Here is a 13,836-nt window from a genome sequence, read left to right on the forward strand (position 1 = left end):
ATTGTGGGTGGCGCCAACAATCTGTATCGTTGGCCTCACCAACGAAAATCGTCGACGAGGTCAACTTCCCCCGGAGGTCAACATGTCCACGCCCCACCCTGCCGCAGCCAGCGGAGCGGCCCCGCTGGACGAGCTCGCTCGTTCGCTCCGAGCGCTGGTCGATCGTGACGAGATCACCCGCCTCGTCTTCCGCCTCGGGTACGCCCTGGACGCCGGTGACGCCGAGCAGCTCCGCGACCTGTTCGTCGAGGACGCGACCGCGCGCACCCCTGGGGGGACTGCCGAGGGGGTCGAGGCAGTGGTGAGGCAGGCCGCACGCAACCATCGTCCGGAGGACGGCATCCAGCATCACGTGAGCAACGTGCTGGTCGACCTCGACGGTGACCAGGCCACGGTGCGCTCGAACCTGCTCGTGACGTTCGCCCAGAGGGAGCCCGTCGCCGACAAGCCCGTCACCCTGGGGGAGGTCTACAGCTTCGAGGTTCGCCGGACCGTCGACGGGTGGCGCTTGGCGAGCGTCGTCGTCGAACCGGTGTGGGCCTCGCGCTCTCCGGTCACGCTCCTGCGTGCCGGGTGAGCCGAGCACAGCACTAGCGCACCCCGAGCGCGGCCCGCTGCCCCCGGTGGAGGCGTTCGATCACGGTCGAGTAGGCCGCGATCATCCGCGTGTGGCTGAACCGCGGTCGGCTGCGCAGGAGCGCGAGGCCCAGCTCGTCCCGTCGTCGGGCCGCCTCCTCCCACGCCGCGCAGATCGCGGCGGGGTCCCTGGACGTGACCAGGCCGATCCCGTCGACGATCGACGCGGCGTCGCCCACGTCGGTCGTGACGGGCACGGCCCCGCACATCGCGCCCTCGATGAGGCACAGCGGGGCCGCCTCGCCGAACGACGAGGTGAGCGCGACGACGTCGGCCGCCGCGTAGACCGACTCCATGTCGCGGCGCACGCCCAGGAGGTGGACCCGCGCGAGCAGGTCCGGGCGATCCGCGAACGAGGCCCGCAGGTCCTCGAGCAGGGCCGGGTTCGCCGGGCTCATCCCCGCGCCGCACATCAGCACGTGCCGTGTCGTCGCCCGCGCGAGGAACGCCCGGGCCGCTCGCACGAACAGGGCCACGTCCTTCATCTCGTCGTAGCGCGCTGCGAACGCCACGACGGTCGCGTCGAGCGGCACGCCGAGCATCCCGCGCCGGGCGGCGCGACGGCGCGGGGCCAGGGGACGGAACCGTGCGAGGTCCACCCCGTTGGGGATCACGTGGAGGAGCGAGGCGGGCACCCCGGCGGCACGGTAGGCGTCCCGGGTCGACTCGGCACAGCAGACCGCGCCGACGAGCCGTCCGTTCTCGACGGTCGCGAGCAGGTCGTCGAGGGCAGGTCCCTGGTGCTGGGGGTCGGACCGGTGCAGGCACGCGATCACGGGCCGCTCCGGGAAGCCGTCCTGGTTCACGAGCCGCAGCGGTTGCTCCTTGAGCGAGAGGACCACGTCGGACTGCGCGGCGAGATCCGCCGCCGTGGACAGCTCCGCCTCGGTGAATCCTCGCGGCGCGGCCGCGCCTGCGGGAGCCCCCGGGCGCCGGCCCAGCGAGGCGACCTGGATGCCCGCTGCGCGGAGCGCCTGGTACCTCGGGTCCTCGGTCATGGGTTGGAGCAGGCCCTCGCGCAGGACCGCGTGGTGGATGCTCAGGACGGAGTGCGTCTGCCGGCCCCCGCCGTGCAGGCCGGTGATGACCGCGCTGTGCAGCACTCGTGCCCCGCCGCTGAAGAAGCCCTCGTAGATCGACTGGACCCGCAGTCCGTCTCCTGCTGACATGGCGTCACCTCCGTCGCCAGGATCGGGCACCACGATGTCCGACGCGTGGCGATCCTGTGACATCGGCATGACGCGTGCCGTGCGGCTCCGGGGACGAGGTGAGGGGTCAGCGGACGCTCTCCCATGCCGCCGCGAACCGCGGCAGGCTGGCCTCGAGGGTCTCCAGGCTCGCGGTGAGCGAGATGCGGAAGCGGCCGGGGGTCTCGAAGTACTTGCCGCCCAGGACCAGGACGTCGTGCTCGGCCAGGAGGGACTCGAACGCGCGGTCGTCGGGCACGGGCGTGCGGGGGAAGAGGTAGAACGTGCCCTCGGGCGAGTGCACGTCGTAGCCGATCTCGCGCAGCCCGGACACCATGAGGTCCCGCTTGCGCTCGTAGAGCGCGACGTCGAACGGGATCCGCTCGAGCAGCGGCAGCGCGTGCTGCAGCACCGCGTTGGGGAACGCATACCCGATCGCGATCTGGAGCGCCTCGATCGCGGGACGCAGCTCCTCGCGGCCGGGCAGGGTCGGGGGGACGGCGAGGTACCCGATGCGCTGGCCCGGCGCGAGCAACGTCTTGCCGTAGCTGTACGCGAGCAGCGACCAGGGGTACACCTCGGTGGGGCTGTGGAACGTGGTGCCGTCGTAGACGATGCGGTGGTATGGCTCGTCCGAGACCACGAAGATGCGGCGTCCGGTGCGTGCCGACGCCTCGTCGAGCAGCGCCGCGAGGCGCCGCAGCTGCTCGACCGGGTAGACGCGACCCGTCGGGTTGTTGGGCGTGTTGACCAGGACGACGCGGGTCCGCGGGGTGATCGCGCCCGCGATCGCATCGAGGTCCAGGTCGAACGTCTCGGGGACGATCGGGACCTTGACGGGGACCAGCCCGGCCTCGCGCACGATCACCTCGTACGCGAACCACGGCGGGATGCTGAAGACCACCTCGTCGCCGGGGTCGGCGACGAGCTTGAGCGCGAGCGCGAGGGCCGTGAAGCCACCCGTGGTCAGGTGGACGTCGTCGGGCTCGAACGCCACGCCGACGACGCCGCGCAACGCGTCGGCCGCCGCCGCGCGGGCAGCGGGCTCGCTGACCTTGTAGCCGAACCAGTGCTCGTCGCGCGGGACGGCGCTCGCGCGCAGCGCCTCGACATACTCGGCCGGGGCGGGGTCGTGCGGGTTCCCGAACGTGAGGTCGAGGACGCCGGGCCGGGCGCGCCGCTCGGGGTAGACGTGCGCGAAGAACCCGAGCAGGTGGTCGAACGGGGTGGACCGCGCGAGGTCCGCCGCGCGTCGGGAGATCGTCTCGTCGGCCATGGGAGCTCCTCGCTCGGGCGACGGCAGTGCCGGGACGTGGGTCGCCAGGGCGGTGGTCGGCTGGCGACAGGGTGGCCGGAGGCCACGCGGGACAGGCGATTCCACGCTAGCACCGGGCCGGCGGACCGGCCGGGGGACGGGGAGGCCCGACGGCGCCGCTCACCCTGCGGCAGGCAGCGTCCCTCGCGGGGACCGCGCTCGGGCAGGAGGTCGATCACGGGCACGCGTGCCGTCAGCGCGTGCTGGACTCTCGCGCCGTGCTGGTGCGCGCCCGGTCGAGCAGGTAGTCCTGCTCCACCGTGTTCTGCGTGCGGGCCGCTGCCGAGCGGAAGGCGACGGCCGCGTCGGCATGCCGGCCCAGGTCGTCGAGCAGGTGGGCGCGTACCGCGGGCTCTCGCGCGCCTGCGAGGGGGTCGTCGGCGAGCCCGTGCTCGCGGTCGAGCGCGTCGAGCAGGTCGAGCCCGCGCTGCGGGCCGAATGCCCGCGCGACGGCCACGACGCGCGACAGGCGGACCGGGCCGGTCGGTGCGAGGCGCTCGAGCCAGAGGTAGAGCGCGGCGATCTGCGGCCAGTCGGTGCCGGCGTCGCTCGTCGACGTGGCGTGGACGGCGGCGATCGCGGCTTGCGCCTGGTACGGCCCGACGGCCCGGAGCGGCCACACGGCATCGATGATCGCGCGGCCCTCCTCGATCATCCGCTGGTCCCAGCGCGACCGGTCCTGGTCCTGGAGGGGCACCAGGTGGTCGTAGGCGTCGGTCCGGGCGTCACGTCGCGCCTCGGTGAGGAGCATGAGGGCGAGGAGCCCGGCGACCTCGGGGTCCTGGGCGCTGTGGGACCGGGCGAGCCGGGTGAGCCGGATGGCCTCGTGGGAGAGGTCGACACGGCCGAGGCTCGTCCCGGAGGAGGCCGTGTAGCCCTCGTTGAACACGAGATACAGCACCCGCAGCACGGAGGCGAGGCGTGCGTCGCGGTCGGCCGAGGTGGTGGGGACGAAGCGGGTCCCTTCCCGGCGGAGCTGCTGCTTCGCACGACTGATCCGCGTCCCCATGGTCGCCTCGCTCACGCCGTAGGCATGGGCGACCTCCGCCGTCGTCAGGCCGCCCACGGCGCGGAGCGTCAGCGCGACCTGCGAGGTCGGGCTGAGGGACGGGTGGGCGCACAGGAGCAGCAGGGTGAGGCTGTCGTCGTCGTCGATCACCTCGCGGCCCGACGCCTGCTCTGCGAGCGCCGCTTCCCCGACCGTCCGCTCGCGGCGATGGCGCGCCTGCTCGGAACGCAGGAGGTCGATCATCCTGCGGTACGCCACCCGCACGAGCCAGGACCTGGGCTCGACCGGAACGCCCTCGACGGGCCACCGGGTGCTCGCGACGAGCAGCGCTTCCTGGACGGCGTCCTCGGCGACGTCGAACCGGCTGAACCGGCGCACGAGCGCACCGAGGACCTGGGGTGCCTCGGAGCGCAGCAGGTCCTCGATGCTCGGATTCACACGCGGGTCCACCTCTGGTGAGGGCGTCATGGGCGTCAGGCCGCGAAGTCGTCGCCCATGATCGGTCGGATCTCCATGGGCTCGCCCAGGACCGCGACCATGCGGCTGACGACCTCGACGGCCCGCTCGTGGCTCGCGCAGTCGATGACGGCAAAGCTCGCGAGGACCTCCTTGAGCTCGGCGAACGGGCCGTCGGTCGCGACGACGCCGGAGTCGGTGCGGCGCACCGTCGTGCTCATCGCGGGATGGCCCAGGCCCTCGCTCGACACGAACTCTCCGGTCCGGCGAAGCTCCGCCTCGAACTCCTGGTAGGCCGCGAAGGCCGCGAGGGCCTCGTCGGACGGCGTGTCGGCGGAGCCGGCGTCCCATGCGGCGGTCGGGGTGTATCCGAGCAACAGGTACTTCACGTGGTTCTCCTTCGAAGGTTCGCTGGTCGGCTCGAGACCAGACTCTCAGCCGAGGGCACGGGCCCGCAGCCGCAGGGCGAGGACCGTGGTCCAGGTGAAGGCGATCAGCCCGTTGGCCGCGACCTGGAGGCTCGCGGTCTCGGGCGAGACGGGTACGAGCAGCACCAGGCCCACGATCCCGTGGCCGATCGCAGCCGACACCTGACGGGCACGCACCGCACGGACCGTGAGGACCACGGCCGCGGCGGCGAGCGCGGTGAAGGCGACGGCGGCGGCCACCGAGTGGGCGACGCCGTGCCACGACACCGAGTCCGCCGGTCCGTCGGGCGTACCGACGGGAAAGCCGTTCTCGGGGTCCATGACGAAGACACCCGCGAGCACGAAGCCCACCCCGGCGATCCCCAGCAGCACGGGGACGGCGCGCCGTCCGACTCCCTCGGTGACGATCCGTCGGTGCGTCACCGCCAGGGCGAGGAGCCCGAGGCCGGTCAGGGCGAAGGTGAGGATCTGGACCCAGCCGAGGTCTCCGGTGGAGAGCTGGCTGAGCGGGTGGACCCGCAGGTCGAAGCCCTCCCGGGCGACGGACTGCACGCCTGCGGAGACGACGAAGAGCGGACCCGCGGCCGCGGCCGCGACCAGCAGGCGTCGGGTGCTCGAACGGTCCGCCGCCGCCGTCTGCGTGCGGTCGGCGCCGAGCGTCGGTGGCTTCGGGGACGGTGGGAGCGGGATCTGCCGTGACATGAGGTTCTCCTTCGGTGGCGGGGCGGTTCACGGCTACCTCGTGACCGCAGCCCGGGCCTTGACACCCTTGAACTGTGATGTGCATCACAGTCTCCGGATGTCGAAGCGTGCGGAGGCGTGACGAGGTCTCCACGACTGCGGCCGACCGGACGTGGCGCCGAGACGAAGGAGAACGACCATGGACAGCACGAGCACCCCCGCCGAGACGACGGGCGCGAGCGCGACCGTCCCGACCGGATCAGCGGAAGTCGACGCCTACGGGCTCGACGGCCAGGCGCCGCCCAGCGCAGGGCTCCGCGCCCTGGAACGACTCGTCGGGACCTGGCGTGTGACCGGCGGCGCCGAGGGCGAGGTCACGTACGAGTGGATGGAGGGTGGGTACTTCCTCCTCCAGCGCGTGCGACTCGACCAGTTCGGGCAGGAGATCAAGGGACTCGAGGTGATCGGCAACCTCCACCCGTTCGGCGAGCCCGTCGGTGTGGACGTCGTGTCCCGCTTCTACGACTCCCTCGGCAACACGCTCGACTACGTGTACGACCTCACCGGCGACACCCTGACCATCTGGGCAGGGGTCAAGGACAGCCCCGCGTTCTTCGAGGGGACCTTCGACGCCGACGACCGTGTGCTCGTCGGCGAGTGGGTCTATCCGGACGGAGGCGGCTATCCGTCGACGATGACCCGGCGCTGACATCCGCGTCCGCGCGGCCGCGGTGGTGGTCGCGCGGACGTCGGTGGTGAGTCCTCGTGGGGGAACTCACACCGCTTCCTGACGTGCTGACACGTTAAGATGGTCCGTCTGTCCGACTTCGAAGTTGGGGCGGTCGAACGGTCCGGCACCTCGCGGACGCGTCTCGATCCGGGCTGGAAACCCCACGATCCCCGCTGCGTCCCCGAAGGTCGGTCATGCCCGCTTCTCCTCCCTCCACCACTGCGCCCTCGGCCCAGGTGGTCCCTCCCTCGGCCGAGCCCCATGGTTCGGCGTCGGCCGAGCACGACGCGCCCGGCGCGTCGGGGCCTCGTCGCTGGTGGATCCTGCTCATCCTCGCGCTCACGCAGCTGCTCGTGGTGCTCGACGGGACGATCGTGAACATCGCCCTCCCGCAGGCCCAGCTCGAGCTCGGCCTCACGGACACCCAGCGCCAGTGGGTCGTCACGGCCTACGCGCTCGCGTTCGGGGCTCTCCTGCTGCTCGGCGGGCGCATCGCGGACTACTGGGGGCGCAAGCGCACCTACCTGCTGGGGATGGTCGGCTTCGGCGTCGCGTCGTTGCTCGCGGGCCTCGCGCGCAACGGCACCGAGCTCATCGCGATGCGTGGTCTCCAGGGGGTCTTCGCAGCGCTGCTCGCCCCCGCGGCCCTCGCGCTGCTCACGGTGTCCTTCCCACGCGGCAAGGACCGCAACACGGCGTTCGCCGTGTTCGGTTCGGTCGCGGGTGTCGGGGCCGCGGTCGGCCTGGTCCTCGGTGGCGCGCTCACCGAGTTCGCGGACTGGCGCTGGTGCCTGTGGGTCAACGTCCCGGTCGTCGTGGTCGCGCTCGTCGCGGGGGCGCTCCTGATCCGTGAGAGCAAGGCCGAGGGGGACAACAGGTACGACGTGCTGGGCACGGTCGTGGTGGTCCTCGGGCTCGGTTCGCTCGTCTACGGCTTCACGCTCGCCGAGCACAGCTGGGTCGCGCCCGAGACCATCGGGTGCCTGGCCGCCGGCGTCGTGCTCATCGCGCTGTTCGTCTGGATCGAGTCCCGCGTCGCGCAGCCGCTCCTCCCGCTGCGCGTGCTCACGAACAAGGTCCGGGCCGGCGCGTTCCTGCTGCAGGCCATCTTCGGTGCGCTCATGATCGGTGCGCTGCTGTACCTCGCCCTCCACCTGCAGATCGTGCTGGGCCTCTCGCCCCTGCACGCGGGCCTGGGCACCCTGCCCATGACGATCATGACGCTCGTCCTGGCCCCCGTGATCACCCAGCTCCTCCCGCGCTTCGGCCCCCGTCCGCTCATGATCGGCGGGCCCCTGGTCGCGGCCGCTGCGCTGCTCTACCTGAGCCGCATCACGGTCGGCGGGTCGTACGCGGTCGAGATCCTGCCCGCCCTGATCGTGCTCGGCGTGGGCATGGCGATGGTCCTGGTCCCGCTCCAGAACGTGGCCCTCTCGGGCGTCGAGCCGCACGACGCGGGCGCCGCGAGCGCGACCGTCAACGCCTCGATGCAGATCGGCGGCTCGATCGGCCTCTCGGTCTTCACGACCATCTACGCGGGCGTCGTCGCGGGGGCGGTCGTGACGGACGAGGCGTCGCAGCTCGCCGCGTTCGTCGACGGCTACTCGGCGGCGTTCGTCGCGACGGCCGTCACCCTGGTCGTGGGCGCCGTCATCGCCGCGGTGCTGATCCGCGGTCCCAAGGAGCAGCTCCTGCCGCAGGGCGACCAGGTCGCCGTGCACCTGGGCTGAGCGCGTCCCCGGAGCCGGGGACGCGGTTCCGGAGCACGTCCAGGCCGCCCGCTGACGCCACGCGCGTCGTCGGGCGGACTTCGTGTCGGGTCTCCGTCCCCTTCCGGCAGCACGCGCCCCGTGCGGTCGCGTCGCACGGGGCGTCCGGTGCCCGACGGCGTCGCGCGCCCCGGGCGGTCGTGGCTCCTCTCGCGGAGCTCGGGTCAGCCCGCGAGGAGCGCGCGGACGTCCCTCTCGGCCTGCCCGGGCGACGCGGTCCGGCAGCCCTTGTCGACCCAGCCCTGGACGAGCCGCGGCTCGTCGCGCAGCAGCCCCCAGCCGCGGCGCAGCAGCGTGAGCGGGGGCTTGCGCGACTCCCCGAGGTCGCGCAGGAGCCGGAACCAGAACGTCATGACCCGTGGGCGTCGCAGGCAGATCGCGTCGGCCAGGATGCCCTCGGCCCGGCAGGCCTCGACGAGCTCGGCCGCGAAGATCCCCTCGGCGATGACGATGCGCGAGCCCGTGACGTCGAGGTGGGTCGTGCCCGTGCGGCGCGAGGTCGGGATGTCGTAGACCGGGACGTCCGAGTGGCCCGTCGTGGCGAGCGAGAGCAGCGCGTCGAGCGCACCGGCCGCGTCCCAGCTCCCGGGCGAGTCCCAGTCGACGATGCCGAACCGGTGCGGCATGTCCGGGTGGTCGACGTCGTGGTAGAAGTCGTCGAGCGCGACGACCGGGAGCCCCAGTCGTCGGGTCAACGACGTCTTGCCCGAGCCCGACGGACCCGTCAGCAGGACGATCCGTCGGGGTGGGACACGCGTGCCCTCGGGCAGGTCGAAGAGGCCGTTCGTCACCCGACCATTCTCCCAGCCCGCGGACGCACCCTGGTGCGTGGCGCCGTCGGGCCGGTGAGACGTACGCCCGGGCGCCTGGGTTCGTGCGGGAATCACGTACGTAGCGATCGTGTGGCAGACCCTGATGTGAGGCCTCGGGCCCCGGCCTAGCGTGGCCGCACACGATGCTGCGGCAACGGTGCCGCAGCCGTGCTGGGGAGGGTCGATCATGCAACGAAGCAGACGGTCCGTGAGTCGATGGCTCGCAGCAGCCGCCGCCACGGCAGCAGTGGCAGTGCCCCTGACGGTGCAGGTGCCCGCGGCGCTCGCGGCAGAGGCGTGCGCGCCCGCCTGGGCGGCCTCGTCGGTGTACACGGGCGGTGCGACCGCGTCGCACGCCGGCTCGAACTACAAGGCGTCGTGGTGGACCCAGGGCGAGGTCCCCGGGACGCAGCAGTGGGGCGCGTGGAAGGTCGTCGGGCCGTGCGGGACGGTCGACCCGACGGGGACGGACCCGACGGGGACGGACCCCACGGGGACCGACCCGACGGGGACCGATCCGACGGGGACGGACCCCACCGGCACCGACCCCACCGGCACCGACCCCACGGGGGACCCCACCGGCGGGGACCCGGGCACGCCCATCTCGACGAACCCCCAGGAGAAGTGCCGTCCTGACGGGCTGGCCGTCAACAAGACCGTCGACGTGCCCTACTGCGACGTGTACGACGAGGCCGGCCGCGAGAAGCTGCCGAACGGCCTGGACCGGCGCGTGATCGGCTACTTCACCTCGTGGCGCACGGGCGAGGGAGGGACGCCGGCCTACCTGGCGAGCGACATCCCGTGGACCAAGCTGTCGCACATCAACTACGCGTTCGCGCACGTCGGCCCGGACTCGAAGATCTCGGTGAACGCCGAGTCCGCGACGAGCGAGGCGACGGGCCTGACGTTCGCGGGGGCGGAGAACGCGCTCGACCCGACCGTCCCCTACAAGGGGCACTTCAACCAGCTGACCAAGTTCAAGAAGCAGCACCCCGGCGTGCGGACGCTCGTGTCGGTCGGCGGCTGGGCCGAGACGGGCGGCTACCTCGGGGCCGACGGGAACAGGGTCGCCTCGGGCGGCTTCTACACCCTGGACACCCAGGCCGAGTACGACGCGTTCGCGGCCTCCGCGGTCGCGATGGTGCGGACCTACGGGTTCGACGGGATCGACATCGACTACGAGTACCCGACCTCGAACGTCAAGGCCGGGAACCCGGACGACTTCGCGATCGCCGACGCCCGACGCGGACAGCTCTGGAAGAACTACGAGCAGCTCATGAAGACCACGCGCGAGGCCCTCGACAAGGCCGCGGCGCAGGACGGCGAGTACTACATGCTGACGATCGCGGCCCCCGCCTCGGGGTGGCTCCTGCGAGGCATGGAGGTCTTCCAGATCATGCCGTACCTCGACTACGTCAACGTGATGTCGTACGACCTGCACGGGACGTGGAACGACTTCGTGGGTGGCAACGGCGCCCTGTTCGACGACGGCAAGGACGGCGAGCTCGCGGCCGCCGGGGTGTACGGGGCCTACGACGGGATCGGGTACCTCAACGCCGACTGGGCCGCGCACTACTTCCGCGGAGCAGTGCAGGCCGGGCGCATCAACATCGGCGTCCCGTTCTACACGCGCGGCTGGACCAACGTGCAGGGTGGGACCAACGGACTGTGGGGCAAGGCCGCGCTGCCCGACCAGACCAAGTGCCCGCCCGGCACCGGGCCCTCGCTGGGCGGCACGTCCAAGTGCGGCAACGGGGCGGGCGGGATCGACAACGTCTGGTACGACGTCGACAAGGCCGGGGCGAAGATCCCCGCGGGCGGCAACCCGATCTGGCACATGCTCAACCTGCAGAACGGCAAGGTGGGATCGTACGCGGCTGCGTACGGCGCGCCGACCGGTCCGCTGACCGGGACCTACCAGCATCACTTCGACCTGGTCACCAAGACCGAGTGGTGGTGGAACGCGCAGACGAAGTCGTTCATCTCGGGCGACTCCGACCAGGCGATCCAGGCCAAGGCCGACTACGTGGTCGCGGGCGGCTACGGCGGTCTGATGATCTGGGAGCTGGCCGGGGACTATGGCCTGGACGCGGCGAGCGGCGAGTACGGCATGGGCGACAGCCTCGTGACGCGGATGCACTCGACGTTCGCGACCGCGGCACCGTACGGCGCCGCCAAGTCGAAGTCCGCGACGCCCGCCGAGGCGATCGACCTGGGGGTGTCGTTCTCGGAGTTCGCGCTCGGCGACAACAACTACCCGATCAACCCGCGGGTGACGTTCGCCAACAGGTCCTCGGCCGCGATCCCGGCCGGAGCCACGATCTCGTTCGACTTCGCGACGACCACGTCCGCGACGATCGGCGAGCAGAACGGCTGGGGCATCACGACGGTCGCGGGCCACACCGGCAACAACGTGGGCGGGCTCGAGGGGGACCTGCACTCGGCGACGCTCAAGGTCCCGTCCGGGGGCATCCCGGCGGGCGGCTCGGCGTCCACCAAGCTGTCGTGGCGCCTGCCCATGGCGCAGATCTCGAACGTCCGCGTGACGATCGGGGCCACCACGTACGCCACGACGTACGACCACCCGCGCGGCGTCATGGTCGTGAACCCTGTGGTCTCCGGTGGGACGACGGGTGGGACGCCCGGGGGGAACACGGGAGGGACGACCGGTGGTGCCGGTTGCTCGGCCGCCGCGTGGCTCGCCGGGACGGCCTACAACGGTGGCGCACAGGTCACGCACGCGGGCCACAGGTGGTCTGCCCGGTACTGGACGCAGGGCAACGCTCCCGTGGTCAGCGACTGGGGCCCGTGGAAGGACGAGGGGGCCTGCTGACCCCCTGACGCCTGCGTCGAGGTAGAGGGTTCGCGTCGAGGTAGAGGGCTGGAGCCCTCTACCTCGACGGCACCCCTCTACCTCGCGGCGCGTCCCGGCGGTCGTAGGCTTCCGGGGTGACCTCCGCCGAAGCCCTCGCCGCCACCGCCCTCGACTCGATCCGGTCCTGGGCGCCGCTCAGCCCTGCACAGGCCGCGCTGCGCGAGGAGTACGTGGCGTTCGTCGAGGAGGGCCAGGGGGACGTGATCTTCCGCGGTGGCCCCGAGCACCTGACCGGGAGCTGCTTCGTGCTGACCCCGGACCTGCTGCACGTGCTGCTGTGCTTCCACCGCAAGGGGCAGTTCTGGGTCCAGGTCGGCGGGCACGTCGAGCCGGGGGACCGGAGCCTCGCGGCAGGGGCGTTCCGTGAGGCCCGCGAGGAGAGCGGGATCGAGACGCTCGAACCCTTCGAGCCCGACGGCGCCCCCGTGGACCTGCACCGGCACGCGCTGTCCTCCCGCTTCGGTACGTGCCTGGTCCACTGGGACGTGGGCTACGTCGCGTTCGCGGACCTCGAGGCGCTGCCCGTCGTGAGCGACGAGAGCGAGGCCGTCGCGTGGTTCCGGGTGGACCGGCTCCCGCCCGACACGCCCGAGGACTTCCCCGTGCGGCTCCGGACGGTCCTCGAGGAGATGACGCACCGCCGTCGGGCCTCCGCCTGACGGGGCGCCCCGCGCCCATGTGTACGCTTGTACACATGACCTTTCCCGACCCCTCCGACCAGCGCCCCATGCGCGAGCGCATGCTCGCCGGCGACCTCTACCTCGCCGACGACCCGCAGATCGCCGCAGACTCGGCGCGCGCTATGTCGCTCAGCCACCGTTTCAACTCCCTGGACCCCACCGAGGGCGCAGCCCGTCGCGAGGTCCTGACCGAGCTGCTCGGCGCGTTCGGCCAGGACAGCGACATCCGCCCGCCGTTCCGCTGCGACCTGGGCTACCGGACGACGATCGGCGCACGTGTGTTCGTCAACTTCAACCTCGTGTGCCTCGACGTCGCGCCCGTCACGATCGGTGACGACGTGCTGATCGGCCCCAACGTCCAGCTCCTGACGCCCACGCACCCGATCGAGCCCGGCCCGCGCCGCGACAAGTGGGAGGGGGCCCAGCCCATCACGATCGGTGACAACGTGTGGCTCGGCGGCGGCGTGACCGTGTGCCCGGGCGTGACGATCGGCGAGAACACCGTGGTGGGCGCCGGGTCCGTCGTGACGCGCGACCTGCCCGCGAACGTCGTGGCCGTGGGTAACCCCGCGCGGGTCCTGCGGCACATCGACGCCGAGGGTGCCGAGAGCGCCGCGAGCACCCAGGGGGCCGAGGGCACCGCCGGTGCCGCTGCCGGCGGCGACCCCGCGTGACCTCGACGCCGCGCCGCGTCGATCCAGACCGCAAGGCCCGGATCGTCGACGCGGCCCTCGACGTCATCGCCGAGCACGGTGTCGCGGGCACCACGCACCGCGTGGTCGCGGCGGCCGCCGACGTGCCGCTCGGGTCCATGACGTACCACTTCGAGAACCTCGACGAGCTGCTGCGGCTCGCGTTCGAACGGCACGCGGTCCAGGCGGCTGCGCGCTTCGAGGCCGCCATGGCGACCGTCCCCGAGGGCGGGGACCCGGTCGAGGCGATCGTCGGGCTCGTGTGCGACGAGTCGGGGAACTACCGACGGGACCTGCTCGTCGCGCTCGAGCTCTACGTCCTCGCGGCGCGCAAGCCCGCCTTCCGCACCGTCACCCAGCGGTGGATGGCCGCGAGCCGGGCCGCCCTGCGGCGGCACGTCGACGCGGAGGTCGCGCCCGACGTCGACGCGCTCATCGAAGGGCTCGTGCTGCATGCGGCGCTCTCGACGGGGCCCGACGGCCGACCGCTCGACCGGCCGCTCGACCCCGAGCGCGTGCGCCGCGCGGTGCGGCGCCAGGTGGGCTGAGCGCCGGCCGCTGGTGCC

Annotated in this window: 13 protein-coding genes; 7 read left to right on the top strand and 6 right to left on the bottom strand. The window is 72.3% G+C overall.

The annotated features are described in order from the left end of the window. Nucleotides 1-82: 82 nt before the first annotated feature. On the top strand, nt 83-577 hold the full coding sequence (locus ACIPWA_RS00245) for a nuclear transport factor 2 family protein (RefSeq protein ID WP_400287580.1): 495 nt from the start codon (nt 83-85) through the stop codon (nt 575-577). Nucleotides 578-590: 13 nt separating this feature from the next. Here the strand turns inward: ACIPWA_RS00245 and ACIPWA_RS00250 are convergent, their stop codons facing one another. From ACIPWA_RS00250 to ACIPWA_RS00270, 5 genes are all read right to left on the bottom strand, one after another. After that, the gene (locus tag ACIPWA_RS00250) at nt 591-1,805 is read right to left on the bottom strand and encodes a glycosyltransferase (RefSeq protein WP_400287582.1); all 1,215 of its coding nucleotides are present in this window, start codon (nt 1,803-1,805) and stop codon (nt 591-593) included. 106 nt (nt 1,806-1,911) lie between these two features. Next, on the bottom strand, nt 1,912-3,099 hold the full coding sequence (locus ACIPWA_RS00255; RefSeq protein WP_400287584.1) for an aminotransferase class I/II-fold pyridoxal phosphate-dependent enzyme: 1,188 nt from the start codon (nt 3,097-3,099) through the stop codon (nt 1,912-1,914). Between the two features lie 232 nt (nt 3,100-3,331). Continuing rightward, entirely contained in the window at nt 3,332-4,585 is a 1,254-nt protein-coding gene (locus ACIPWA_RS00260) for an RNA polymerase sigma factor (protein WP_400287586.1), read from the bottom strand. A gap of 35 nt (nt 4,586-4,620) precedes the next feature. Continuing rightward, complete coding sequence (locus ACIPWA_RS00265) at nt 4,621-4,992, bottom strand: YciI family protein (RefSeq protein WP_056649501.1); 372 nt, start codon at nt 4,990-4,992, stop codon at nt 4,621-4,623. A gap of 45 nt (nt 4,993-5,037) precedes the next feature. Further along, nucleotides 5,038-5,733: a DUF998 domain-containing protein gene (locus tag ACIPWA_RS00270; protein WP_400287589.1), complete on the bottom strand. Its 696-nt coding sequence runs from the start codon at nt 5,731-5,733 to the stop codon at nt 5,038-5,040. Nucleotides 5,734-5,911: 178 nt separating this feature from the next. Here ACIPWA_RS00270 and ACIPWA_RS00275 point away from each other — a divergent pair, with 178 nt between their 5' ends. Then, nucleotides 5,912-6,421, top strand: a complete 510-nt coding sequence (locus tag ACIPWA_RS00275; protein ID WP_400287591.1) for a hypothetical protein — start codon at nt 5,912-5,914, stop codon at nt 6,419-6,421. 215 nt (nt 6,422-6,636) lie between these two features. Further along, nucleotides 6,637-8,172 (top strand): MFS transporter, encoded by a 1,536-nt coding sequence (locus ACIPWA_RS00280; protein WP_400287593.1) that lies wholly within the window; start codon nt 6,637-6,639, stop codon nt 8,170-8,172. Between the two features lie 203 nt (nt 8,173-8,375). On the opposite strand, the gene ACIPWA_RS00285 is transcribed toward ACIPWA_RS00280, so the two are convergent. Next, a complete protein-coding gene (locus ACIPWA_RS00285; protein WP_056649507.1) occupies nt 8,376-9,002 on the bottom strand; it encodes a uridine kinase family protein in 627 nt (208 codons plus the stop codon). 229 nt (nt 9,003-9,231) lie between these two features. Between ACIPWA_RS00285 and ACIPWA_RS00290 the strand changes: the two genes are divergently transcribed. The 4 genes from ACIPWA_RS00290 to ACIPWA_RS00305 all read left to right on the top strand — a co-directional run bounded on the left by ACIPWA_RS00290 (nt 9,232) and on the right by ACIPWA_RS00305 (nt 13,818). Then, nucleotides 9,232-11,856, top strand: a complete 2,625-nt coding sequence (locus tag ACIPWA_RS00290; protein ID WP_400287596.1) for a glycosyl hydrolase family 18 protein — start codon at nt 9,232-9,234, stop codon at nt 11,854-11,856. Nucleotides 11,857-11,972: 116 nt separating this feature from the next. Further along, entirely contained in the window at nt 11,973-12,557 is a 585-nt protein-coding gene (locus ACIPWA_RS00295) for an NUDIX hydrolase (RefSeq protein WP_400287598.1), read from the top strand. A 35-nt stretch (nt 12,558-12,592) separates the two neighbouring features. Continuing rightward, nucleotides 12,593-13,252, top strand: coding sequence for a sugar O-acetyltransferase (locus ACIPWA_RS00300; RefSeq protein ID WP_400287600.1), 660 nt, complete (start codon nt 12,593-12,595; stop codon nt 13,250-13,252). Beyond that, the gene (locus ACIPWA_RS00305) at nt 13,249-13,818 is read left to right on the top strand and encodes a TetR/AcrR family transcriptional regulator (protein WP_400287602.1); all 570 of its coding nucleotides are present in this window, start codon (nt 13,249-13,251) and stop codon (nt 13,816-13,818) included. The genes ACIPWA_RS00300 and ACIPWA_RS00305 overlap by 4 nt, the downstream gene beginning before the upstream one ends. Nucleotides 13,819-13,836 lie beyond the last annotated feature (18 nt).

This window comes from Oerskovia enterophila (genome assembly GCF_044748475.1).
Lineage (GTDB): Bacteria > Actinomycetota > Actinomycetes > Actinomycetales > Cellulomonadaceae > Oerskovia > Oerskovia enterophila.